This is a genomic window from Duganella rivi (assembly GCF_009857435.1).
Lineage (GTDB): Bacteria > Pseudomonadota > Gammaproteobacteria > Burkholderiales > Burkholderiaceae_D > Rugamonas > Rugamonas rivi.
The window spans coordinates 921,761-946,335 of the sequence record NZ_WWCK01000001.1 but is presented as its reverse complement, the minus strand read 5'-3'; the positions used below and the strand labels follow the sequence as shown (position 1 = coordinate 946,335).

Annotated in this window: 23 protein-coding genes; 13 read left to right on the top strand and 10 right to left on the bottom strand. The window is 62.6% G+C overall.

From position 1 onward, the window contains the following. The first annotated feature begins 8 nt into the window (after positions 1-8). Together rodA and GTP45_RS04390 are read left to right on the top strand one after the other, a co-directional pair. Positions 9-1,124, top strand: coding sequence for a rod shape-determining protein RodA (gene rodA, locus GTP45_RS04395; RefSeq protein ID WP_161012634.1), 1,116 nt, complete (start codon positions 9-11; stop codon positions 1,122-1,124). Next, positions 1,124-2,152, top strand: coding sequence for a septal ring lytic transglycosylase RlpA family protein (locus tag GTP45_RS04390; RefSeq protein WP_161012633.1), 1,029 nt, complete (start codon positions 1,124-1,126; stop codon positions 2,150-2,152). Before rodA ends, GTP45_RS04390 begins: the two co-directional genes overlap by 1 nt. Here GTP45_RS04390 and GTP45_RS04385 read toward each other — a convergent pair whose 3' ends face one another. Then, the gene (locus GTP45_RS04385) at positions 2,153-3,307 is read right to left on the bottom strand and encodes a helix-turn-helix transcriptional regulator (RefSeq protein ID WP_161012632.1); all 1,155 of its coding nucleotides are present in this window, start codon (positions 3,305-3,307) and stop codon (positions 2,153-2,155) included. 117 nt (positions 3,308-3,424) lie between these two features. Here GTP45_RS04385 and GTP45_RS04380 point away from each other — a divergent pair, with 117 nt between their 5' ends. Next, positions 3,425-4,351, top strand: a complete 927-nt coding sequence (locus GTP45_RS04380) for a hypothetical protein (protein ID WP_161012631.1) — start codon at positions 3,425-3,427, stop codon at positions 4,349-4,351. A gap of 5 nt (positions 4,352-4,356) precedes the next feature. Here GTP45_RS04380 and GTP45_RS04375 read toward each other — a convergent pair whose 3' ends face one another. Genes GTP45_RS04375 through argS form a run of 7 tightly spaced genes read right to left on the bottom strand, consistent with a single transcriptional unit; the run spans position 4,357 to position 10,484 of the window. Continuing rightward, a complete protein-coding gene (locus GTP45_RS04375; RefSeq protein ID WP_161012630.1) occupies positions 4,357-5,031 on the bottom strand; it encodes an SPOR domain-containing protein in 675 nt (224 codons plus the stop codon). A 12-nt stretch (positions 5,032-5,043) separates the two neighbouring features. Next, positions 5,044-5,796: a type III pantothenate kinase gene (locus GTP45_RS04370; protein WP_161012629.1), complete on the bottom strand. Its 753-nt coding sequence runs from the start codon at positions 5,794-5,796 to the stop codon at positions 5,044-5,046. Continuing rightward, complete coding sequence (locus tag GTP45_RS04365; protein WP_161012628.1) at positions 5,793-6,581, bottom strand: biotin--[acetyl-CoA-carboxylase] ligase; 789 nt, start codon at positions 6,579-6,581, stop codon at positions 5,793-5,795. Before GTP45_RS04365 ends, GTP45_RS04370 begins: the two co-directional genes overlap by 4 nt. Then, positions 6,574-7,356: an SDR family oxidoreductase gene (locus GTP45_RS04360; protein ID WP_161012627.1), complete on the bottom strand. Its 783-nt coding sequence runs from the start codon at positions 7,354-7,356 to the stop codon at positions 6,574-6,576. The genes GTP45_RS04365 and GTP45_RS04360 overlap by 8 nt, the downstream gene beginning before the upstream one ends. 2 nt (positions 7,357-7,358) lie before the next feature. After that, a complete protein-coding gene (locus tag GTP45_RS04355; RefSeq protein WP_161012626.1) occupies positions 7,359-8,042 on the bottom strand; it encodes a thiol:disulfide interchange protein DsbA/DsbL in 684 nt (227 codons plus the stop codon). 9 nt (positions 8,043-8,051) lie between these two features. After that, positions 8,052-8,753, bottom strand: a complete 702-nt coding sequence (locus GTP45_RS04350) for an SPOR domain-containing protein (RefSeq protein WP_161012625.1) — start codon at positions 8,751-8,753, stop codon at positions 8,052-8,054. Positions 8,754-8,774: 21 nt separating this feature from the next. After that, on the bottom strand, positions 8,775-10,484 hold the full coding sequence (argS, locus tag GTP45_RS04345; RefSeq protein WP_161012624.1) for an arginine--tRNA ligase: 1,710 nt from the start codon (positions 10,482-10,484) through the stop codon (positions 8,775-8,777). Between the two features lie 191 nt (positions 10,485-10,675). Here argS and rsmB point away from each other — a divergent pair, with 191 nt between their 5' ends. The 8 genes from rsmB (at position 10,676) to GTP45_RS04305 (ending at position 18,664) form a co-directional block, all read left to right on the top strand. Further along, positions 10,676-12,085 carry a 16S rRNA (cytosine(967)-C(5))-methyltransferase RsmB gene (gene rsmB / locus GTP45_RS04340; protein WP_161012623.1) on the top strand — a complete coding sequence of 470 codons (1,410 nt, stop codon included), beginning with the start codon at positions 10,676-10,678 and terminating at the stop codon, positions 12,083-12,085. A gap of 64 nt (positions 12,086-12,149) precedes the next feature. Then, positions 12,150-12,677, top strand: coding sequence for a DUF4390 domain-containing protein (locus GTP45_RS04335; protein WP_229258324.1), 528 nt, complete (start codon positions 12,150-12,152; stop codon positions 12,675-12,677). Next, positions 12,678-14,969, top strand: a complete 2,292-nt coding sequence (locus tag GTP45_RS04330; protein ID WP_161012621.1) for a sensor histidine kinase — start codon at positions 12,678-12,680, stop codon at positions 14,967-14,969. It abuts the gene before it with no gap. Between the two features lie 60 nt (positions 14,970-15,029). Beyond that, complete coding sequence (locus GTP45_RS04325; protein WP_161012620.1) at positions 15,030-15,743, top strand: response regulator; 714 nt, start codon at positions 15,030-15,032, stop codon at positions 15,741-15,743. 292 nt (positions 15,744-16,035) lie between these two features. Beyond that, complete coding sequence (locus GTP45_RS29135; protein WP_308494579.1) at positions 16,036-16,167, top strand: hypothetical protein; 132 nt, start codon at positions 16,036-16,038, stop codon at positions 16,165-16,167. A 99-nt stretch (positions 16,168-16,266) separates the two neighbouring features. Further along, complete coding sequence (locus GTP45_RS04315; protein ID WP_161012618.1) at positions 16,267-16,524, top strand: BTH_I0359 family protein; 258 nt, start codon at positions 16,267-16,269, stop codon at positions 16,522-16,524. Between the two features lie 39 nt (positions 16,525-16,563). Beyond that, the gene (locus GTP45_RS04310; RefSeq protein WP_161012617.1) at positions 16,564-17,337 is read left to right on the top strand and encodes a class II glutamine amidotransferase; all 774 of its coding nucleotides are present in this window, start codon (positions 16,564-16,566) and stop codon (positions 17,335-17,337) included. A gap of 46 nt (positions 17,338-17,383) precedes the next feature. After that, a complete protein-coding gene (locus GTP45_RS04305; protein WP_161012616.1) occupies positions 17,384-18,664 on the top strand; it encodes an EAL and HDOD domain-containing protein in 1,281 nt (426 codons plus the stop codon). Positions 18,665-18,688: 24 nt separating this feature from the next. On the opposite strand, the gene metH is transcribed toward GTP45_RS04305, so the two are convergent. Together metH and GTP45_RS04295 are read right to left on the bottom strand one after the other, a co-directional pair. Next, positions 18,689-22,450, bottom strand: a complete 3,762-nt coding sequence (gene metH, locus GTP45_RS04300) for a methionine synthase (RefSeq protein WP_161012719.1) — start codon at positions 22,448-22,450, stop codon at positions 18,689-18,691. 141 nt (positions 22,451-22,591) lie between these two features. After that, positions 22,592-23,173 carry a 2-hydroxychromene-2-carboxylate isomerase gene (locus GTP45_RS04295; RefSeq protein WP_161012615.1) on the bottom strand — a complete coding sequence of 194 codons (582 nt, stop codon included), beginning with the start codon at positions 23,171-23,173 and terminating at the stop codon, positions 22,592-22,594. 65 nt (positions 23,174-23,238) lie between these two features. Between GTP45_RS04295 and GTP45_RS04290 the strand changes: the two genes are divergently transcribed. Further along, positions 23,239-23,688, top strand: coding sequence for a hypothetical protein (locus tag GTP45_RS04290; protein ID WP_161012614.1), 450 nt, complete (start codon positions 23,239-23,241; stop codon positions 23,686-23,688). Next, positions 23,685-24,572: a DUF2145 domain-containing protein gene (locus GTP45_RS04285; protein WP_161012613.1), complete on the top strand. Its 888-nt coding sequence runs from the start codon at positions 23,685-23,687 to the stop codon at positions 24,570-24,572. The genes GTP45_RS04290 and GTP45_RS04285 overlap by 4 nt, the downstream gene beginning before the upstream one ends. Positions 24,573-24,575 lie beyond the last annotated feature (3 nt).

Here is a 24,575-nt window from a genome sequence, read left to right as displayed (position 1 = left end):
GATCCATCATGCGCATACACGAAAGACGTTCGCTGTGGCGTCGCATGCGGCCATACTTCACCGTCTTTGACGGCCCGCTGACCGCCATCATCATCATGCTGCTAACCGTCAGCATGATTACGCTATTCTCGGCCAGTATCGGCATTCCCGGCAAGATGGAAGACCAGATACGTAACATCTTCCTGTCCTTCTTCGTCATGTGGCTGGTGGCGAATATCTCGCCGCAGATGATGATGCGGATCGCCGTGCCGGCCTATGCCTTCGGCGTATTCCTATTGGTCTGCGTCGCGCTGTTCGGCACCATCAAGCTGGGTGCGCGGCGCTGGCTGCACATCGGCGTGGTCGATATCCAGCCGTCCGAATTCATGAAAATCGTCACGCCGCTGATGCTGGCGTGGTTCTTCCAGAGCCGCGCCGGCCACCTGACGTGGCAATCGTATGCGATTGCGGCGCTGCTGCTGGCGGTGCCGGTCGGCTTGATCGTGCGCCAGCCGGATCTTGGCACGGCGCTGCTGGTGGTCGCCGCCGGCTTCTGCGTGATCTTCCTCGCCGGCCTGGCTTGGAAAGCCTTGATCGGATTGTTTGTCGCCGCCGGTGCCGCGCTGCCGGTGATCTGGTCGGTGCTGCACGATTACCAGCGCGAGCGCGTGATGACGCTGATCGATCCAACCACCGACCCGCTGGGCAAGGGCTTCCACATTATCCAGTCGACGATTGCGGTCGGTTCGGGCGGCATCACCGGCAAGGGCTGGACGCACGGCACGCAGGCCCACCTGGAATTCATCCCGGAGCGCACCACCGACTTTATCTTCGCCGTGTACTCGGAGGAGTTTGGCCTGATCGGTAACCTGGTGTTGATGGTGCTGTACCTGATGCTGATCGGCCGCGGCCTGATGATCGCCGGGAATGCGCCCAACTTCTTTACCCGCTTGCTGGCCGGTGCAGTCACCATGATTTACTTCACCTACGCCTTCGTCAACATGGGCATGGTGAGCGGCATCCTGCCGGTGGTGGGCGTGCCGCTGCCGTTCATGAGCTATGGCGGCACTGCGCTGCTGACGCTGGGCCTCGGCGCCGGCATCTTGATGAGCATCCAGCGTCACCGCAAACTGGTGCAAACCTGATGCGCCCCCTTATCAAGCTTTCCACCTTGGCCACGGCGCTGGTCTTGGCCGGTTGCGGCAGCGCGCCGATTGCGACGCAGCCTACGCCGCGTCCCGTGCAAACCACGGGGCCGGTGATTAAATCGCCATCCACCTCCAAGCCCGATCCGTCGCTGCCGGTGCTGCCGCCCGCGAACTCGGGGCGCGGCGGCTACTACCAGGACGATGGCCCGGGCGATTCGCCGCCGCCGAACCTGGCCGATACGCCGGACGCCGACGTGCGCAACGATCCGCCGATCCCGCGTTCCAACCGGCCTTACGTCGTCTTCGGCAAGACCTACACGCCGATCACCGACGACAAGCCGTTCACGCAGATCGGCGTCGGCAGCTGGTACGGTAAAAAATTCCACGGCCAGCGCACCTCGTCCGGCGAACCGTACGATATGTACAAGATGACGGCGGCGCATCCGATCCTGCCAATTCCATCGTACGCGCGGCTGACAAATATGCTCAGTGGCGCAACCGTGGTGGTACGAATTAACGACCGTGGTCCGTTCCATGCGAATCGCGCGATCGACGTGTCGTACACGGCGGCGCTGAAACTGGGCTTGCTGGGCAAGGGCAGCCACGAGCTGAAAATCGAACGCATCCTGCCGGAAGAAATCGAGCGCATGCTGGCTTCGCGCGACGGCGTATCCGTCAGCACCAAGGCGCGCCTGACGCCGCAACCGCCGCTGATACTCACGCCAGCCGCACCGAAAGAAATCGAAACGCTGATGCTGGCCGACCGCGCGCCGGCCGGCTACGTTGCGCCGGTATCGGCGGTGGCGGGCGGCTTCTATCTGCAACTGGGCGCCTACTCGCGCGCTGAAAATGCGGAAGCGGTGCGCGACAAGCTGGCGAGCAAACTGAATGGCTTGGAAGTGGTGCAGGGCGGTTCGGTGTTCCGACTGTTCGGCGGCCCGTTCACCTCGCGCCAGGAAGCGCAGCAGGCGGCGCAAGGGTTGCCGTCGTCGCTGGGCCTCAAGCCCATCATCGTGCAGCGCTGATTACTTCCCTAGTACGGCTGGCCCGGTCAGAACTACGCGAACCAGATCCGATTGTCTCTTGACGCCGATCTTTGCGCATGCAGCCTTGAGCTGGGTACGCACGGTATTGATCGACAATTGCCGTTTGTCCGCGTATTCCTGCAAGGTGCTGCCGTTGACCAGCGCCTCGGTCAGGCGCGCTTCCGCTTCGGTCAATTGGTAGAACCTCGATAGGGCGCCACCCAGGCTCCGTTGCGCCTCGGCCGAATCCGTGAGGAAGACTGCCACCGCTCCGTTTTGACCGAACGGCGAAGACCAGGATGGCAACGGCGTTACCAAGAGCTGCAAAAAACTGCCATCTGCACGCGGGATGCGCATGGAGCCATCCGCGTTCGCCTGTTCCATGTTCCCCGAGCCGATGCCGCATGCGCGGTGCAGTATTTTTTGCAACCGCGCGTCATCGGCCGATCGCAAGCAGGACAATCTGCGGTGCGGAATGCAGGTCAATAGGAGGCTGTTCTCCAGCATTGCCAAGGCGCGCCGGGTGGCGTGCACCACGCGGCCTTGCGCATCCAAGAGAATGACGCCGCAGAACATGCGCTCCAGCGCTTCGGTTGCGGACTCTGAGATGACCTTTAGCTGGTGCAGTCTTCGATGTAGCGCGATGGCCGACTGAAAGTGCGGCATCAATTCGCGCAGCACGGCCAGTTCCGCCGGCGTGTAGGGGCCGGCGCGCTCGGAACGTACCAGCGTGACGTTGACGGAGCGGTTGTTGCGTTTTTCGACCACGGCCGCCGCGCTGTAAAAGATTTCCTGCGGCCTTAGCCAATCTCCCCAGTACTCGGTCTTCTTGACCTGGCTGTCGGGGAACAGCTGTGAACTGACCACGACCTCGCCCTCGTTGTGCAGGGACTCATCCTGCAGCCAGATATTGTGTTCCGAGTAGTAAGCGGTGAAGCTTTCGAGGGCGGCAGGGTCGAAGCCATGATTCACGAAAAAAGCGTCTCCCGGAAGCGCGATTTCGCCTTGTTTACGTTCAAAATCATTGGCCCAAATGACGCTGCCGTGCGAGTTTAAACGCTGCGCCAGTTCAACGAGAAATACTTCCCACTGCCCGGGATTGAGCGCTGAATCATAAATCTTGGCGACAAACTGCGAAAAATCCGAACCGGGCATGATGGCGTTTTCTCAAGTAGTCATGTTGTGAATATAACACTGCCTCATGCGTTTGGATGATGTGATTTTGCTACGCCCGCTTTAGTCTTTGCTGGTCTATTTCAACGAGGTGGGGTCATGAGAATGAATTACTGCATCGCGGCCGTGGTGTTGGGCGCTATTTCCTTATCCGCTTCCGCCGCAACCGTTGGCGGCACCGCCAGCCTGTCATTGACTGCCGGGGCGTGGTACGAGGTCGGCAACGAGTACTATGTCGATCAACTTCCGCATACGCTGGACATCGCGTATTCGGGCGACAAGGACAGCGGCGGTGGCCTGGTTGCGCCCTATACGATCCACTCGGTGGCCTCCGGCAGCGTGACCGGCGGGGTGCTGAAGGCGGCTGCGTCGACCTCGTACACGCAGGGGCCGCTTGGCAGTTCCGCGGGCGCATTCGGCCAATGGAGCGACAGCTTGACGGTCAATGTTCCGGGCCTGGAAGTCGGCACGCCGGTGAAAATCCATTACACCATCCAGGTATCGGGCACGCTGGCGGTGGACTACAGCATGGCCAATGGCCCGGGCAATGCGACGCACTCGATGGCCTATGCTTCCTGGAATTTCGATCATTACATAGGTAATACCCAGTTCAGGCTGAATGCCGGCCAGCGCGTGGATATCCTGAACAACGGGGCCAGCCTCGTCACCAACAATGCCAACTGGGCGGATGAAGATCCCTATGGCCTCTACACCTTCGACGGCTGGGTGCCGGCCAACATGGAGCTGTACACCCATTCCCAGCTGATAGTGCAAACCTGGGTGGGCGATGGCCGAACTGTCTCCACCGGCAGCGCCAGTGCCGACCTGGGACACTCGATTTATTGGGGCGGGATAGATGCTGTGAGCCTGGCCGATGGCAGCGCAGTGGATTTCACGATTTCATCGGCGAGCGGACTGGATTACGGTCACTCCTTCATCCCGTCCAGCGTTCCTGAGCCCTTGCCAGGCGTGATGTTCTTACTGGGAGTGCCCTTGCTGATGGCGATGCGCAAGCGCAGGATGTGAGTGACTTACTTGCAGCTGCGGGTCTCGGTATTCGGGAAGCCGGCGCGGATTTTTTCCAGTTTGGCTTTGAGGTCGGCGTCGACGTCGCGGAACTGGTAGGCCAGCAGCTTGCTGCCGCTCATGCGCGGCGCTACGCGCGCGGTGCGCACGCCTTGCTTCATCAGCGCGGCCAGCTGGTTTTGTGCTGCGCCTTCAGTCTTGAATACGCCCAGCGAAATCCCCCAGCGCAGCGGGGAATTGTCGGACATGATGAAGTAGTTGCTGACGCCAAGCGCGCGCAGTTCGCCGGCTTTCTTGTCGGCGCCTTCCTTGCTGCCTTGCGGCGGAATGTAAACGATGTAGCTCGATACCTCGCTGCCCGGCAGGTTGTGGCGCGACTGGCGGTCGCCCAGTTTCAGCGCTTCCAGCTGGCTTTCAAAGCGGCGCGCATCGGCCAGTACAAAACTGGCCACTTCCAGGCAGGCTTGTACCTCCGGCTTGGTTTCCGGCGCGGCTGTCGCGGCAGCGGCAGCGTTGTTGGCTTTTTCGGCCGAGATGATGGCCAGCTTGTCGGCGTTGAGCTGGTTGAGCAGGCGTTCCGGTTCGCGCTCGTTGCCGCTGAAGTGGCCCAGATAGCCGCGTCCATACGCAAACAGCGCAGCGTTCACGGCGAGCAGGGACCAGAAAATAAACTTCAGCACAGAGCTTTCCTCTTATTCGGCGCTGCTCACGGCAGCATGTAATCCGATCAGCACAATATTCTCGACGATACGGTACGGTACTTTCAGCATCGGCGCAATGTAGGGCGCGGCGCCGCCGGAGATGATGCACTCGGCGGCTTGATGCTGGGCGCAGGCATGTTCGATGGCGCCGCTCTGCGCGGCCAGGATGCCGCTCAGGATGGCGTCGTCGGTATTGTCGGCGAATCCATCCGGCAGCTTACCGTCTTGGGCGATCTGCGGCAACTGCGCGGTATTGCGCGCCAGGGCGCTGGCCATCAAGCCCAGTCCCGGCAGGATCATCCCGCCGAGGAAGACGCCGTCCGGCGTGACCGCATCGATGGTGGTGGCGGTGCCGCAGTTGACCACGATGGTGCGCGCGCCCGGCGCCAGCGCGTGGCCGGCAATGGCGGCGGCGAATCGGTCGCAGCCCAGCTGCGCTGGATTGCGATAGCCGTTGGTGACGCCGGCCAGCGCCGGCAGCGAGGCAAACCATTCCGGTTGCAGATCGGCGAGGCAGCGTTGCAGCACGTATTCCAGTTGCACGCGCAGCGCGTTGCCTGCCACGTTGGCGACCAAGATGCGGCTGACGCCATGCGTGGCGGCGGCCTCGCACCACGCCAGTTCCAGTTGCGGCATGTCGGCGTGGGTGGCGGCGCCGTGCGCGATCCACTCGCCCAGCGGCGCGCCAGCTGCCACCAGCGCCCATTTGACGCGGGTGTTGCCGGCGTCGATCAGTAAAATCATGTTGGTGCTCCAGATAAGCGCAGCGAGACGTCGCCGGATAAGACTTCTACGCGGCCTTGACCGGTATCCAGCATCAGGCGGCCGATGGCGTCCACGCCGGCGGCGCGGCCTTGTTGTACTACTTCGCCGTTGTCCAGCAAGACCACGTCTTTGCCTTGCCACGCGTGCAGCGCGTTCCAACGGTCGACGAAGGGTGCGAAGCCGGTGTCGTCGAATTCTTCCAGCACGGCGGCGAGGCGGCTCAGTAATGCCGCCATCAATTGGTTGCGATCCATTTGCGCCAGCCATGGCGCGCTGGCGACTTCGCGGCCGATGGCCGCTTCCAGTTCGTCCGGCATCAGCAGGTTGATGCCGCAGCCGATGACGGCCCAGATGGCGTCGTCGGTCTTCTGGGTTTCAACCAGGATGCCGGCCAGCTTGGCGCCGTCGCGCAGCAAGTCGTTGGGCCACTTGATTTGCACCGGCACGCCGAGCGAGGCGATGGTCTCGGCCAACGCAACGCCGACCGCCATCGGCAAGCCGCTCATTTTGTGCAGCGGGCCTTTGAAGCGCCACGCCAGCGAGAACATCAGCGCGGCGCCGGGCTTGGACAGCCACGAACGGCCGGCGCGGCCGCGGCCTGCGGTTTGGTTTTCGGCGATGCGCAGCGTCGGGCCTCGCAATGTGCCGATGCGGGCCAGCAGGTCGGCATTGGTGGAGCCGGTTTCGGCCACCACTTCAATCGCCACGTGGGTGGCGGAGGTGGCGCAGTGCGAGCCGATGGCCGCTGCGTTGAGATTACTCATGGTGCTTCTTGCGAGGTTTATGCGGCGCCTTGCCGAAGGCCCAATCGTAGACGGGATTCGGCAGCAAGCGCAGGATCTTGGCGACGATGCCCATCTGCCATGGAATGACGGCGTAGCTGCGGCCGGCGGCAATCACTTGCGCGGCAGCGGCGGCGAATTTTTCGGGCGCCATCAGGAACGGCATCGGATACGGATTCTTCTCCGTCATCGGCGTGTCGATGTAGCCGGGGCAGATGGTGACCACACGAATGCCGTGCGGTTTCATCTCCAGTCGCAGCGATTCGCAGTAGCTGATCACGGCGGCTTTGGAGGCGCTGTAGGCCTCCGCGCCCGGCAGGCCGCGTATGCCGGCCACGCTGCCGATGCCGACCAGGCGTCCCGGCGCGCGCTGCGAACGCATGGCGGTGATGAAGGGCGCGAAGGTGGCGGCAGTCGCCACCACATTGGTGGCGATGATATCGGCGAACACCGGAATATCTTCCGCATATTCGGTCAGCGTGCCGACCGAAATGCCGGCATTGGCGATCACCACATCAACGCCGCCCGCGTAAGCAAGGAAGGCTTGCGCCGCCTCGTTGATGGCGGCGTGGTCGCGCACATCGACAGCATAAGCGCGATGCAGCTGGGCGTTGGGGAGTGTGGCGATCAAAGCGGCGAGGCTGTCGCCGCGCCGCGCAAGCAGTCCTAGCGTGGCGCCTTGCGCCGCGTACTGGCGGGCCAGCGCAGCGCCGATGCCGCTGGAGGCGCCGGTGATGAAGACGCGCAAAGGCGCCATGCTTACTTCTTCTCTGCCTTGGCCTTGGCGACCAATACGTCCAGCACCTGCGCGACTTCGGTATGCAGGTCGGCCTCGGTCTTGGCGGTGTTGGCGCCGGCATCAGCCATGGTCGGGGAGGTGATGTACTTGCCGTCCACCGCCAGCGTCGGCCACGAGTCGATGGTGTAGGCATCCATCATGGCGGTGGCTTTGCGCACGCGGCCGGCCACGCCGAAGCCGCGGTAGGTGTCGATGAATTTCTGCTTGTCGACGCCTTGCTTGGCGATGAATTCAAACACCTGCTCGTCGCGGCGCAGCGGGTTGCGGTTGACGTGGATTTCCTTGAAGGCTTTGGTGTGCAGTTCCGGCGTCAGCACGCCCATCGCTTCCAGTGTGAAGAACATGCGCTGCTGCGGCAGGTCAGTGCCCGAGCGCGAGATGTGCATGCGCTTGAGAACCACGTTGTCGCCCTGTTTTTTCACCCATGCGTTCAGCGAGTCATCGAAGGCGCTGCAATGCGGACAGGCGTAGTCGAAGAATTCAATGATCTCGACTTTTTTGCCGGTGTCCACCGGCTGCGGTGCGGCCAGCGTTTTGTACTCGACGCCGTTTTTCGGATCGGCAGGGGAGGCCGATGCGGTCAGCGCTACAGCGCCGAATGTCACTGCGGTGATTGCAGTCAGGGCGAATTTCAGGAAGCGCATCGTTATTCCTTATTTTTGATTGCGTACGACGGCTACGTCGATGCCGTTTTCGGACAGTTTGCTACGAACCTTGTTCATCGCTTCGACCTGGTTGTAAGGGCCGAGGCGCACGCGATGCAGCACGCCGGTGTCGGTCGAACGATCGGAGATGTTGGCTTCAAAGCCCAGCAAGGCCAGCTTGGCGCGCGCGCTTTCGGCGTCGGCTACTTCGCGGAAGGCGCCAGCTTGCAGGTAGTAGATGAATTTGTCGTCGCCTGCGGCTGCATCGGCAGCAGCAGCTTTGGCGGCTGGCTGTGGTGCGACGTTGGCGGCGTTTGGCGCGGTAGCCGCTGCTGCCGGTTTAGCCGGTGCAGGTGCAGCAGGCGTAGCCTGAATCTTATCGACTACGGCTTGCAGCTGATCGGCCGCCGGCTTGGCTGGAGCCGCAGGCGCCGGTGCTGCCGGCGCCTGGTCTTTGGCAAAGTCCTTGGCCGCTTCGCGCGCCGCGTCCTTGTTGCCGTACATCGGCTTATTCGGATCGGCGATTTGTCCCGCCGTTGGTTCCGCTGCCTTGCTCGGATGGCCCTTGTCCGTGAACGGCGTCGAGCCCTTGGTAATCATCAGCGCCACGACGACAGCGATACTCAGGCCGATAACCAGGCCGATGACGATGCCGACGAAGGTGTTGCCCTGCTGCTGCGTACGAGGTGTAAAGCTGGAGCGGAAATTCATTGTGCGGGATGTCCTTCGCAATTACATTTTGTTAGGAGCCGAAACGCCGATCAGCGCCAGGCCGTTGCGCAGCACCTGGCGGGTGGCGACCATCAGGGCGATGCGCGCCGCCTTCAGCGCTTCGTCGTCCACCAGTACGCGCTCAGCGAAGTAGAAGCTGTGCAGGTTGGCGGCCAGGTCGCGCAGGTAGAAGGCGATTTGGTGCGGGCCCAGTTCCGCTTGGGCGCGCGCCAGCGTTTCTGGATAGGCGGCCAGGGTTGCCAGCAGCGCGGCTTCGGTTGGCGCGGTCAGCGGCGACAGGTCGACGTTGGCCAGCGAGGCTTCGTCGCCAGTCCATTGTTCCAGCATGCGGCAGATACGCGCGTGGGCGTATTGCACGTAATAGACCGGATTCTCGTCCGAGGTTTTCAGCGCGACGTCGACATCGAACACGAATTCGGTGTCGGCTTTACGCGAGATCAGGAAGAAGCGCACGGCGTCGCGGCCCTTGGTGATGTCGCCGCCGCCCGACCATTCGATCAGGTCGCGCACGGTGACGTAGGAGCCGGCGCGCTTGGAGATCTTGACCTCTTCGCCGCCTTTCATCACGGTGACCATCTTGTGCAGCACGTAGTCCGGGAAGCCCTGCGGGATGCCGACGTTGACCGCTTGCAGGCCGGCGCGCACGCGGGCGATGGTGCCGTGGTGGTCGGAGCCTTGCACGTTGATCGCTTGCTGGAAGCCGCGCTGGAATTTAACGATGTGGTAAGCGACGTCCGGCACGAAGTAGGTGTAGGTGCCGTCCTTCTTGCGCATCACGCGGTTCTTGTCGTCGCCGTAGTCTTCGGTGCGCAGCCACAGGGCGCCGTCTTCTTCGTAGGTCTTGCCGGACTTGTTCAGCATGTCGACGGCGGCATCCACTTTGCCGTCCGAGTACAGCGACGACTCCAAGTAGTAGTTGTCGAACTTGACGCCGAAGGCTTGCAGGTCGATGTCCTGCTCATTGCGCAGGTAGGTCACGGCGAAGGCGCGGATCGATTCGATGTCTTCCACGTCGCCCGAGGCGGTGGCTGGCGAACCGTCGGAGGCCGATACGGTTTTCTTGGCGGTGAAGTCGGCGGCGATGTCGGCGATGTAGTCGCCGTTGTAGGCCGATTCCGGCCATTCAGTGTCGCCCGGCTTGAAGCCGCGCAGGCGCGCTTGCACCGAGTTGGCCAGCGTTTGAATTTGCACGCCAGCGTCGTTGTAGTAGAACTCGCGGGTGACGTCGTAGCCTTGCGAGACGAACAGCGACGACAGCGCATCGCCCAGCGCCGCCTGGCGGCCGTGGCCCACGTGCAGCGGGCCGGTTGGGTTGGCGGAGACGAATTCGATGATGACTTTTTTGCCTGCGCCGGCATCGCCCGAACCAAAGGCGGCGCCTTGCGCCAGCACGGTCTTGACCACCGACTGCTTGGCGGCGGCGCTGACGCGCAGGTTGATGAAGCCCGGGCCGGCGATTTCGGCGCTGTCGATCAGGCCGTTGCGGGCCGGGTCGGCCAGCAGGGCATCGACCAGCTTGGTGGCCAGTTCGCGCGGGTTCATCTTCAGCTGCTTGGCCAGCTGCATGGCGACGTTACAAGCCACATCGCCGTGCGACGGGTCGCGTGGTCGCTCCAGCACGACGTTGGCGGTCACTTCGGTGCCGGCAAGGATAGGGGCGAGGGCGGCCTGGAACAGGGCGGTAATGTCTTGTTTTTGTTGGGCTAACATGCGCTTAAAAATTCATCAGATAGTGGAAACGGCGGGCGCGCCAGCGCCGGCCAAACAGCGGTAATTATACTGTGTTGCCCGGCCAACGGCGTCGGCACGGATACAAGTGTTTACATATGTCGTAATCGCCTTGTCATAGGCTCTCCTGTATACTGCGCGATCACAGCCGTCACCCATTCTGGAATTAACATATGAACAAGCGTCCAACGCTCTCTTTGAAGTCGCCCGCCCAGTCCAAGCCGGCCGCGCCGAAACTGCGCTCCAGCCATGCGCGCGACCTGAAACCAGCGTTGCAGACGAGTTTCCAGACCAATCTCAAGCAGGATTCGCTGGCATTCAGCCTGATCGGCGCCGCCAACGCCATCGCCCAGGTTAAAACCGGCACCAATTTGCCGCAGGCGCTGGCGCAAGTCTGGGCCAGGCAGGACACTACCCCGCAAGCGCGCGGCGCCATGCAGGACATCGCCTACCGCGCCATGCGCCAGCTGGGCCAGAGCGAGGCCTTGATCGCGCTGATGGCGCCGAAAGCACCGGAGCCGCTGGTCGGCGCGCTGCTGTCCTGCGCGCTGGCGCTGATGACGGCCCCGGACGACACGCCGCCCTACGAAGAATTCACCGTGGTCGACCAGACCGTGACGGCGGCCGACGCCCACCCGGACACCGCCCGCGCCAAGGGCATGGTCAACGCCGTGCTGCGCCGCTTCCTGCGCGAGCGCAAGGCGCTGCTGGACGCGGCCCTGCTGCAACCGGTAGCAAAATGGAACTATCCACAGTGGTGGATCGACGCTGTTAAAACCGCATGGCCGCAAGAGTGGCAAGGCGTGCTGGCGACCGGCAACAGCGCGCCGCCGCTGACCCTGCGCATCAACGCCCGCAAAACCAGCATGGAGCAGTACCTCGCCAAGCTGGCCGAGGCCGGCATGGCCGCCGCCCAGATCGGCCCGTACGCCGTGCGGCTGGCCAAACCGGTCGGCGTGCAGCTGATCCCCGGCTTTGCCGAAGGCCTGGTCTCGGTGCAGGACGCCGGCGCCCAGCTGGCCGCGCCGCTGCTCGACGTCAAAAACGGCATGCGCGTGCTGGACGCCTGCGCCGCCCCGGGCGGCAAGACGTGCCACATCCTGGAACTGGCCGACGCCCACGTTACCGCGCTGGACGCCGACGCCAAGCGCCTGGCCCGCGTCGGCGAGAACCTCGAGCGTCTGCAATTGCAAGCCACGCTGAAGCCGGCCGACGCCCAAAATAAAGACTGGTGGGACGGCCAGCAGTTCGACCGCATCCTGGCCGACGTGCCGTGCACCGCCTCCGGCATCGTGCGCCGCCACCCGGATATCCGCTGGCTGCGCCGCAAGGGCGACACGCTCCAACTTGCAACACTTTCCGGCAAAATCCTCGACAACCTTTGGCAGATGCTGGCACCGGGTGGTAAATTGCTATTCGTGACATGTTCCTTGTGGCCGCAGGAATCCGAGGCGCAGGCGGCCGCTTTTGCAGTTCGCAACAAGGCTGTCCGACTGGATGCGCCCGGTCAATTGCTCCCCGCCGGCGGCTCCGGGCAGGATCACGATGGTTTGTTCTACGCGCTGTTTGAGAAAAATGCGTAACCTCTTGAGTACCGGCCCACACGTGACACTACGATTTTTTCGCCTCCTAGTCGGATCCCTGCTGATGCTGCTGGCATTGTTGCCGCAGCCATCGCGCGCGGCCGAGGGCGTGGAAATCCGCCGCTACCTGGTCGAGTCCACCGAGGACGGCTACCGCCTCTCCGCCACCTACGGCTTTGAACTGAGCCGCGAGATGGAAGACGCGCTGCAATACGGCAAGACGCTGTACTTCTACACCGAGATCGAATTCACCCGCCCGCGCTGGTATTGGTTCGACGAAAAAGCCATTACCGCGCGCCAGACCATCAGCCTGTCGTACAACGTGCTGACACGCCAGTACAACGTGGCCATCAGCGGCAATGTGCACCAGAGTTTCTCCACGCTGGAAGACGCGCTGTTCCTGATCCGCCGCCCCAACCGCTGGCTGGTGGCGCCGCGCGGTGCGCTCAAGGTGGGCGAGAACTACAACGTCAAGCTGAGCATGGGCCTCGATCCCAATTACGTGCCCAAACCGCTCAAGGTCAACGCCCTGAACAACAACGAGTGGCGCCTGGCGTCCGACAAGAAGTCCTTCCAGTACAGGGCCGAGTAAGTGAAGACGGCCCTGCGGTATTTTTCTGTCGTTGGCGGCGGCATCGTCAGCATCCTGTTATTCCTGCTGGCCTCGGCCTCCGACAATTCCGGCTTCTTCGACCGCTACTATGGCTGGCTGCTGGGCCTGAACGCGGCGGTGGCCGTCTCACTGCTGCTGCTGGTGGCCGTCTCCCTGTTCCGCTTGTACGCCCGCTTCAAGGCCGGCAAGTTTGGTTCCAAGCTGATGACGCGGCTGGTGCTGCTGTTTGCCGCCATCGGCGTGCTGCCGGGGCTGGTGATCTTCCTGGTCTCGGTGATGTTTGTTTCCCATTCGATTGACTCCTGGTTCAACGTGCCGGTGGAAGAAGCGCTGGAATCGGGCATCAACCTCAGCCGTGCCGGCCTCGACCGTGCAGTTGCTGAACTGACCGTCACCGCCAACCGCACCGTGCAGGAACTGGCCGACCGCCCGTTCGGCACCGAGCGCGCCACCCTGGCGGCCCTGGTGAAGAGCCAGCCCGGCATGCAGAACGCCATCATCGTCGATGCCGAAGGCGGGCTGGTGGTCAGCGCCCGCGCCAGCCGCAGCGGCAACCTGAGCGCCGACTTGCCGACCCGCGACATGATGGCCAAGGTGCGCAAGGACGATGTCTACGGCGCACCGGAAGGCGGTAACGAACTGCACAGCGACCTGGTCAACGCACCGCTGCCGGCCGAAACCCTCAACCAGCTGCGCCTGCGCGTGCTGGTGGCAATTCCCGACCACGTGCAGCCGAACGGCACCCACCTGGCGCCGCGCTACCTGCAATTGCTGCAACTGGCGCCGGCGCAATTGGCGGCCGACGGCGAAACCATCCGCGCCGCTTACGCCGATTACAAAGAGCGCTTCGACGCCCGCGTCGGCTTGCGCAAAATGTACATCGTGACGCTGACGCTGACCCTGCTGCTGGCGGTGTTCGGCGCGATTGCCAGCGCCTTCCTGATCGCCAACGACCTGGCGCAACCGCTGCTGCTGCTGGCCGAAGGTACGCGCGCGGTGGCGGAGGGCGACTTGTCGCCGCGTCCTATCGTTGCTACTTCCGATGAACTGGGCACGCTGACCCAGTCGTTCAACACCATGACGCGCCAGCTGTCGGACGCCCGCAGCGCGGTCGAGCGCAACCGCTCGGCGCTGCAAACCGCCAAGGCCCACCTGGAGTCGGTGCTGGCGAATATGTCGGCCGGCGTGATGGTGCTCGATCACGAGTTTCACCTGGTCAGTTGCAACGACTCGGTCGAGCGCATCTTGCAGCAGGCCGGCGTTACCATGATCGGCCAGAAGCTCGACGAGATCGAAGGCTTGCAGGAATTCGGCGGCGCCATCGTCGCCGCGTTTGCGGCGCAGAATGCGCAGTCGGCGGCCGGCCGCAACATCGCGCGCCTGCACTGGCAGCGCCAGATCGAAGTGCCGCGCCAGGCCATCGGCGTCGAAGGTAACGACCTGACCTTGCTGACGCGCGGCTCGCGCCTGCCGGTGGAAGGCGGCAGCGGCTACCTGGTGGTGTTCGACGATATCTCCGACGTGATCTCGGCCCAGCGCTCGATCGCCTGGGGCGAGGTGGCGCGCCGCCTGGCGCACGAAATCAAGAATCCGCTGACGCCGATCCAGCTATCGGCCGAGCGCATGCAGATGAAGCTTGAAGACAAGCTGATGCCGGGCGACGCCGAGCTGCTCAACAAGGGCACGGCCACCATCGTCAACCAGGTGGCGGCCATGAAGCGCATGGTGGACGACTTCCGCGACTACGCCAAAACGCCGCCGGCGGTGCTGGAATCGCTGGATCTGAACGCGCTGATCGACGAGATCCTGCACCTCTACATCAGCGGCGAAGGAAACGACATTATTCACCCGCAACTGGCTGCGGGCTTGCCGCTGGTCATGGGCGATCCGACCCAGCTGCGACAAGTGATCCACAACCTGCTACAGAACGCGCAGGACGCCATGGCCGAGTTGCCGGAGGGCGCACCGCAGCCACGCATTGACGTGATCACCGAAGCCATTCATTATCAGGGCGCGGACGGAAACGCGCGCACGGCGGTGCGGCTGGCGATCTCGGATAACGGCCCCGGTTTCGCACCGAAAATCCTGGCGCGCGCGTTTGAACCCTACGTGACCTCGAAGGCGCGCGGCACCGGCCTCGGCCTGCCGATGGTCAAAAAAATTATCGAAGAACATGGCGGACGGATCGATATCCAGAACCATGTCGATAGAAGTGGCGCGTCAGTGTTGATTTTGCTGTTAAAGTTAGCACCGGCGTCGCAAAATAGCTAAAGTGCTATGAATTACAAAAATCATTGCTGTCTATCGACGGCGAAATGAGGACAAGGGAAGATGGCAAACATTCTGGTTGTTGACGATGAGATGGGTATCCGCGAGTTGCTCTCGGAAATCTTGAGCGACGAAGGACATGCAATACAACTGGCGGAAAACGCCCAGCAGGCGCGCGAGGCGCGTGCCCAGGGTGCGCCTGACCTGGTGCTGCTCGATATCTGGATGCCGGATACCGATGGCGTCACGCTGCTCAAGGAATGGCAGCGCGACGGTTTGCTCACCATGCCGGTGATCATGATGTCGGGCCACGCCACGATCGATACGGCGGTCGAAGCGACCCGGATCGGCGCCTTGAACTTCCTGGAAAAACCAATCGCCCTGCAAAAACTGCTGAAAGCGGTGCAGGCCGGCCTGACCCGTGCACAGGAAACCGTGCGCGCCCCGGCGCTGGCGCCGCGCCCGGTAGCGGCAGCGCAGCCGGAAGAATCGGCGGCGCCGGGCTTTGCCCAGCCGGTGGCCTCGGCGCAGATCGCGGTGCGCGGCGGCGCCACCGTGGCCGGCGCCGACAACCACATGTTCAACCTGTCGTTCGACCTGCCGCTGCGCGAGGCGCGCGACGCATTCGAGCGCATGTACTTCGAGCACCACCTGGGCCGCGAAGGCGGCAGCATGACGCGCGTGGCCGAGAAAACCGGCCTCGAACGTACCCACCTGTACCGCAAGCTCAAGCAACTGGGCGTCGAGCCGGGCAAGCTGGCAAAGAAGGGCGCCTAGCCCCGTGACCAGCGCAGCCGAAACCGGGGCCGCCCATCACCGGCCGCCGGTGCCGGCCTGGCTGGTCACCGGCCCCCGCGCCGGTGCGCGCGAGGCGGCCATTGCGGCCCATCTCCCATCGGAGGGGGCCAGCGTTATCATCCTTGAGGGTTTGTCGGACGGCAGTTCGGCCTTATCCTTTGATCCTGTGGATGGCCCATTTCCCTTCGAAACCACGCCACAAGTGTTGCGTATCGCTCCAGGCTGCCTCCATTGCAGCGGTAATCTGATTTTGCGAGTAACATTAAACCGTGTGCTGCGCCGTCCCCCCGCGCGGCTCTACATCAGCTTGGCGTCCGCCGAGCACTTGGAACAGCTGCGTACCTGGCTGTCCGAAGCGCCCTACGGAGCCTTGCTGGAACTGCAAGACGACATCGCGGCCTAGCCCCAGCCCGCTGATTGGCCTTGAAATGGCCCGTTTTCGACCCATCTGTGGGGAGAAGGCGGAAACGCAGGTGTTTCGCCCCTTGTGAAAGGAAGCAAAATGAACCTCATCTACAACAGCGAGCAATACAGTGTTGTCGAATTCGGCGCCGATCGTAACTTGGATGCATTGCGCTTCGGCGGCTATGAAATCGTCGACAAGGGCGGCAAGCGCGAAATCTTCATCGCCGGCATTCTGGCGCAGAACTTCCGCCGCGACGTCAACGAGCTGATTGCCGGCGAGCCCACCATGGCGGAAATCGATGAATTCCTCGGCAGCTACGATGCGCTGATGAGCCAGCCCGTATTGCTGCATTAAAAGGGGCCGGTTAGCGCATGGCGTGGTTATAATCACGCCATGTGCCAACTTCTAGGAATGAACTGCAATGTCCCGACCGACATTGTGTTCAGCTTTACCGGCTTTGCCATGCGTGGCGGCCAGACCGATACCCATCACGACGGCTGGGGCATCGCCTTTTTTGAGGGCGCCGGCGTGCGCCACTTCGTCGATCACCAAGCCGCGATCAGCTCGCCGATTGCCGAGCTGATCAAGCGCTACCCGATCAAGTCCACCAACGTCATTGCCCACATCCGCAAGGCCACCCAGGGCCAAGTGGCATTGGAGAACTGCCATCCCTTCGTGCGCGAACTGTGGGGCCAGTACTGGGTGTTTGCCCACAACGGCGACCTGAAGGAGTTTGCGCCGCTGCTGAACGGCGCCTTCCGCCCGGTAGGCACGACCGACAGCGAGTTAGCCTTCTGCTACATCCTGCAACAGCTGCGTGCCCGTTTCGGCGAGCAGCGGCCGCCGCTGGATCAATTGCGCTCGGTGCTGAGTTCGCTGGTGCACGAGATCGCCACCCACGGCACCTTCAACATGATGCTGTCCTCGGGCGGCGAGCTGTTTGCCCATTGTTCGACCAATCTGTTCTACCTGGTGCGCCAGCATCCGTTTGATACGGCCAAGCTGTCCGACGAAGACGTCAGCGTGGATTTCTCGCAAGTGACCACGCCCAACGACCGGGTTGCCATCATCGTCACCCAGCCGCTGACAACCAACGAACAATGGACAGCCTTCCAGCCGGGCGAACTCAAACTGTTTATCGACGGGATCCCACAAGCGGTAGATTGAGATTATTTTGCAAGACACAGCCGCCCATTGCTGTCAAAATAGGCAAATGATCGATCTAACTCTACATGACACTGGGCCCCGTAGCTTGCGCGTGCGCGAGTTCTACCTGGGACGCCAGCCCATTTTGGATCGCAACCAGGCCCTGTTCGGCTATGAGTTGCTGTTCCGCAACGCTCCGGTCGGGCCGGCCCATGTGACCAACGATTTGACCGCGACTGCTGCGGTGATCGCCCACGCCTCGCAGCTGGGCATGGAAAAGACCATCGGCGACGCGCTCGGCTTCGTCAATGTTGACGCCGATGTGATCATGAGCGACATCTTCCCCTTCCTGCCGCGCGAGAAGGTGGTGCTGGAGATTATCAACACCATGCAGGCCACGCCGCAAGTGGTGGCGCGTATCCGCGAGCTGGTCGGCCACGGTTTCAGCTTTGCGCTGGACGACGTTACCGGCGAGAACCCGGACGTGCTGGAACTGCTGCCGCTGGTGGACTACGTCAAGATGGACATGCGCAACATCCCGCTGTCGGCGCTGATGAAGCTGGCGCCGCGCTTCCGCCAGGAGAAGAAAAAGCTGGTGGCGGAAAAGGTGGAAACGCGCGAAGAATTCAAGAACTGCCTCGACCTCGGTTTCGATTATTTCCAGGGCTATTATTTCTCCAAGCCGGTGATCATGAGCGGCAAGAAGCTGTCGCCGTCGCAGCTGGCGGTGATGGAGCTGATGACCTTGGTCACCTCGGATGCCGACAACCAGGAAATCGAACGCGCCATCAAGCGCGACGTGTCGCTAGCGCTCAACCTGCTGCGCCTGGTGAATACGCCGGCCGTGGGCGCGCGCCAGCGCATCGATTCGCTGAGCCAGGCGGTGACCATCCTCGGCCGCCGTCAGTTGCAGCGCTGGCTGCAAATCATGCTGTACGCCGAGCCGAGCAAGCGCGGTCACAGCATGACGCCGCTGCTGATGCTGGCCACCACCCGTGGCCGCCTGCTGGAGCTGTTGGCCGGCAAGCTGCGGCCCAAGCAGCGCGAGTCGGCCGACATCGCTTTCACGGTCGGCATCATGTCGCTGATGGATACGCTGTTCGGCATCTCGATGGCCGAGATCCTGGAACAAATTCCGGTCACGGAAGACGTGCGCTCGGCGCTGTTGCAGCGCGAAGGCTTCTTCGGCGACCTGCTCAAGCTGGTCGAATGCATCGAGCGCATTGAAGAAATGGACAACCACATCGTGCCGACCCTGCGCGACCTCGCCATGTCCACCGACGAACTGGTGGAACTGGAAATGGCCGCGTTTGAGTGGAGCGATAACGTGGTGCGCTACGCTCTGTAACGCAGCAGCACACTGCCTAGCCTCTTAGGAGAGGTTAGGCGCCAGCCAGCGCTCCACATCTTCCTTGGCGACACCGCGGCGCTTGACCATATCTTCCACCTGGTCGTTACCGATTTTGCCAACCACGAAGTATTTCGACTCCGGGTGCGCAAAGTAGAAGCCTGACACCGCCGCGCCCGGATACATGGCGTAGGAGTCGGTCAGTTCCATGCCGATCTCGCCGGCCTGCATGGTGTTGAACATCTCGCGCTTGACGGTGTGCTCAGGGCAAGCAGGGTAGCCCGGCGCCGGACGGATGCCGAGGTACTTCTCGCCGATCAGCTCTTCATTGCTCAGCTTTTCATCGGCCACGTAGCCCCACAGGTCGGTACGCACGCGCTCGTGCAGGTACTCGGCAAACGCTTCGGCCAGGCGGTCGGCCAGCGATTTCAACATGATCGACGAGTAGTCATCGTGCGCATCTTCAAAGCGCTTCTCGTGCTTCTCGATGCCGAGACCGGCGGTGACGGCGAACATGCCGATGTAATCCTTGATGCCGCTGTCTTTCGGCGCAATGAAGTCGGCCAGGCACTGGTTAGGACGCTGCACGCCATCGACCACCGGCTTCACGCCTTGCTGGCGCAGGCCGTAGTAGGTGAAGTCCACGGTGCTGCGCGTATCGTCGGTGTAGACCTCGATATCGTCGTCGTTGACGCTGTTGGCCGGCAGCAGCGAGATGACGCCGTTGGCGGTGAGCCAGCGGCCGTCGATCAGCTTCTTCAGCATCGCCTGGCCTTCTTCGAATACTTTAGTCGCCGCTTCGCCCACCACTTCATCGTTCAGGATGGCAGGGAAGGGGCCGGCCAGATCCCAGGTCTGGAAGAACGGGCCCCAGTCGATGTACCTGGCAATGGTGCCGAGGTCGACGTTCTTGAATTCGCGGCGGCCGATGAACTTCGGCTTCACCGGCGCGAACGACAGCTTCATCTTGTTGGCGCGCGCGTCGGCCAGCGACAGCATCGGCAGCGCTTTCTTGTTGGCGTGCTGTTCGCGGATGCGCTCGTAATCCTGTTCCAGTTCGGTGATGTACTGCTCGCGCGATTCCGGCGTCAGCAGCGATTGCGCCACCGAGACCGAGCGCGATGCATCCGGCACGTAGACTACCGGGCCGTCGTAGTTGTGGGCGATCTTCACTGCCGTGTGGGCGCGGCTGGTGGTGGCGCCGCCGATCAGCAGCGGGATCTTCAGCATGCGGAAGTGCTCGTCGCGCTGCATCTCCTTGGCGACGTGGGCCATTTCTTCCAGCGATGGCGTGATCAGGCCCGACAGGCCGATGATGTCGGCGTTCTCCAGCTTGGCCTTGGCCAGGATCTCTGAGGCGGGCACCATCACGCCCATGTTCACCACTTCGAAGTTATTGCATTGCAGGACTACCGAGACGATGTTCTTGCCGATGTCGTGCACGTCGCCCTTGACGGTGGCGATGACGATCTTGCCCTTCGGCTTGGCGACGATGCCGGTGCGTTTTTCCTCCGCCAGCTTTTCTTCCTCGATGAACGGGATCAGGTGGGCCACGGCCTGCTTCATCACGCGCGCCGATTTCACCACCTGCGGCAGGAACATCTTGCCCTGGCCGAACAGGTCGCCGACGATGTTCATGCCGTCCATCAGCGGGCCTTCGATCACGTGGATCGGGCGGCCGCCCTTGGCTGCCACGGCGGCGCGCATTTCTTCGGTGTCGTCGGTGATGAACTGGGTGATGCCGTGCACCAGCGCGTGCGCCAGGCGCTTTTCGACCGGGCCGTTGCGCCATTCCAGATTGGCGGCGTCCTGCTTGCCGGCGCCGGCTTTCAGCGTGCCGGCGAATTCGATCATGCGTTCGGTGGCGTCTTCGCGGCGGTTCAGCACCACGTCTTCCACGCGCTCGCGCAGTTCCGGTTCCAGGTCGTCGTAGACGCCGACCATGCCGGCGTTGACAATGCCCATGGTCATGCCGGCCTTGATGGCGTGGTACAGGAACACGGTGTGGATCGCTTCACGCGCCGGGTCGTTGCCGCGGAAGGAGAACGAGACGTTCGATACGCCGCCCGAGATTTTCGCGTGCGGCAGGTTCTCTTTAATCCAGCGGGTGGCGTTGATGAAGTCCACTGCGTAGTTGTTGTGTTCTTCGATGCCGGTAGCGACCGCGAAAATGTTCGGGTCGAAGATGATGTCTTCCGGCGGGAAGCCGACTTGCTCGGTCAGCACCTTGTAGGCGCGGGCGCAGATTTCGATCTTGCGCTCGAAGGTGTCGGCCTGGCCTTTTTCATCGAAGGCCATGACGATGACGGCGGCGCCGTAGGCGCGGCACAGTTTCGCCTGGCGGATGAATTCCTCCTCGCCTTCCTTCATCGAGATGGAGTTGACGATGGATTTGCCTTGCACGCATTTCAGGCCTGCTTCGATCACCGACCATTTCGACGAGTCGATCATGATCGGCACGCGCGAGATGTCCGGCTCGGAGGCGATCAGGTTGAGGAAGCGCGTCATCGCGGCTTGCGAGTCCAGCATCGCTTCGTCCATATTGATGTCGATGACTTGCGCGCCGTTTTCCACCTGCTGGCGCGCCACGCTCAGGGCTTCGTCGTATTGCTCGTTCAAGATCATGCGCGCGAAGGCCTTGGAGCCGGTCACGTTGGTGCGCTCGCCGACGTTGACGAACAGCGAGTCGTCGTCGATGGTGAATGGCTCCAGGCCAGACAAACGCTGCGCTACCGGCACTTCCGGCACGGTGCGCGGCTGCACGGTGGAGAGGATTTCGCCGATAGCCTTGATGTGATCCGGCGTGGTGCCGCAGCAGCCGCCAGCCACGTTGATGAAGCCCGCTTCGGCGAATTCCTTCAACAGGGCCGAGGTGTCTGCCGGTAGCTCGTCGAAGCCGGTGTCGCTCATAGGGTTAGGCAGGCCGGCGTTCGGGTAGATGCAGACGAAGGTGTCAGCGATCTGCGACAGCTCTTCGGCGTAGGGACGCATCAGCGCCGCGCCGAGTGCGCAGTTGAGGCCGATGGTCAGCGGCTTGGCGTGGCGTACCGAGTTCCAGAAAGCCGGCACGGTTTGGCCGGACAGGATGCGGCCCGAGGCGTCGGTCACGGTGCCGGAGATCATCAGCGGCAGGCGTTCTTGCGCCGGGTGATTGGTGTAGTACTTTTCGATGGCGAACAGGGCGGCCTTGCAGTTCAGCGTGTCGAAGATGGTTTCGACCAGCAGCAGATCAACGCCGCCTGCGATCAGGCCTTTGGTTTGCTCGTAGTAAGCATCGACCAGCTGATCGAAGGTGATGTTGCGCGCGCCCGGATCGTTGACGTCTGGCGAGATCGAGGCGGTTTTCGGCGTTGGGCCGAGCGCGCCGGCGACAAAGCGCGGCTTGTCCGGCGTGCTGTACTTGGCGGTGGCATTGCGCGCCAGCTTGGCCGCTTCCACGTTCATCTCATAGGCCAGCTCGCCCATGTAGTAATCGTCCTGCGCGATCCAGGTGGCGCCGAAGGTGTTGGTCTCGATGATGTCGGCGCCGCCGGCCAGATAGCGCTCGTGGATCTCCTGGATGATGTGCGGCTGGGTCAGCGTCAGCAGCTCGTTATTGCCCTTGACGAACAGCTCGCGCGCGCCGCTGCCGGCGGGGGCAGCGAAGTCAATGAACTTGCCGGTCGGGCCGCCGCGATAGGCGGTCTCATCCAGCTTGTACTGCTGGATGATGGTGCCCATGGCGCCGTCGAGGATCATGATGCGGCGGGCGAGGATCTCGCGCAGCTGCGCATCGGTCTTGGACATGACGGTATGGGACACGGTGTTATTCATTTGATATCTCTAAGGTCGTGGGAAGCGCGCCTGAAGCTGAGGGCGGTCTGAGATTATACGGCATCCCTGAATAAGCTTCAGCCAACAGCGGCATCCCCGCAACAATCTGCTATTTCAGCGCGTGGCGTAGGCGAGGGCGTCGCTGAGGCGGTCGTTGCCCCAATACATTTCGGGGCCGACGAAGAAGGTGGGGGCGCCGAAGATGTGGAGGGCGCGTGCTTCGTCGCTGCGGGCGTGGAGGCGGGCTTTGTTGTCGGGCGATTGGGCGGCGGCTAGCAGGGCTTCAGCATCGAGGCCGATGCTGGTCAGGATGGCGGCAATGCATGCCTGGTTGCCGATGTCTTCATCGTGCTCGAAATTGGCCAGCATGACGCGGGCGCAGAATTCGGCGATCCATGGCTGGTGCTCGCCCAGCAAGGCCACGCGCGCCGCCAGTATCGAGCGGCGCGGGAACGCGGACGGCTGGCGCCACGGCAAGCCGTACTTGGCACACTCGCGCGGCATGTCCTTCCAGACGTAGTCGCCCTTGTCTTTTTGCAGTACGAACGGCGAGTTGTCCCAGCCTTGCTCCTTGAAGATCGGCCCCAGCAGGAATGGCTTCCAGTGGACGATGACGTCCTGTTGCCGCGCCAGCCGCAGCACGCTCAGGTAGCTGTAGTTGCTGGCGAAATCGAACCAGCAGGTGATTTCACTCATGGCTAACTCCTAGGCATAGACCAGCACGATTATAATTCCTCATTTGCTGAGTTGAGGAGTTGTTGATGAAGTGCTCTTTACGTTTGATCGCCGCCATCGGCGCATTGGGTTTGGCCTTGACCGCGCAGGCTGAAAGCATAGCGTCGTCGGCCTCCAGCGCCGGCTCCGCTTCCAGTGGCAGTGTGTCGGATTCACTGTCCAGTTCCAGCAACAGCTCGCACAACGGCAACAAGGTGGCCGATGGCGATTACCGCATCATCCAGATTGCCGCTACGCCGGAACGCGCCGGCCGCACCCGCGTCACCATGCAGGCTGACGATCCAGAGCAGCGCATTGTGCTTGACCTGCCGCAGTCGACTTTCGATCAGCAGCAGCTGGCCGTCGGCGATGCAATGTACGCGCACAACCGCGTCTACGGCATCGAGTTCGGCCGCGCCGACAATCGCCAGCCGTTCTACCTCGTGCTGGCCGATGAGTGGCACGGCGAGCTGGCCTCACGTCCGCTGAGCCTTTGAAACCAGCACCTACGCTGGCGCTGTGCTTGTTGTTCGCGGCAAGCACAGCCCACGCATCCTCTGCGCGCTTCTGCGACCGTTCGCAAGAACTCAGCGCTGCTGAACAAGACCGCCTGCTCCGCTTTGCCGCCGTGCTGCGCGACGAACTGGCCGCCACCGAAGAAAACGTCGCGCTGGTCAGCCGCTCCGGTCTCGATCTATCGCGCTTCAACATCCGCTATTCGCATGCCGCCATTGCCTGGCGCTCGGAGCAGGGCCTTTGGTCGGCGCGTCAGCTTTACTACGCTTGCGATGAAGGCCGGCCGCGCATCTACGATCAGGGCTTGGCCGGCTTTGCGATGGGCACCGACGATCCCAAGCTCGGCTACCTGAGCATCGTGCGCCTGCCGCCACAAGCGGTGCTAACGCTGCAACCCGATACGCCGCGCGCACTGCATCTGCTGGCCGCGCAGTACAGCGCCAATGCTTACGCCTACAGTCTGCGCTACCAGAACTGCAATCAATGGCTGATCGAAATGCTGGCCGCTGGCTGGGGCAATCTGAAAGATGGGGAAGATTTACGCGAACGCGCGCAACGCTGGCTGCGCGATGAACACTATGTGCCGGAGCCGGTAGAAGTAGGCTCGCGTTTCTGGATGCTGGCCTCAGCCTTCGTGCCGCTGCTGCACCTGGACGATCATCCCGATGAAGACCGCGTCGCGCTCAAGCTGCACATCAGCCTGCCGACCACGATAGAGAGTTTTGTGCGCGCCCGCTTTCCGCAAAGCGAGCGCGTGGAGCTGTGCCACGATGAAAAACAAGTCGTCATCCATCGCGGCTGGACACCGATCGCCGACGGCTGCAAGCCAGCCGACGGCGACCGCGTCGTTTCCTTAATCGACTAAGCG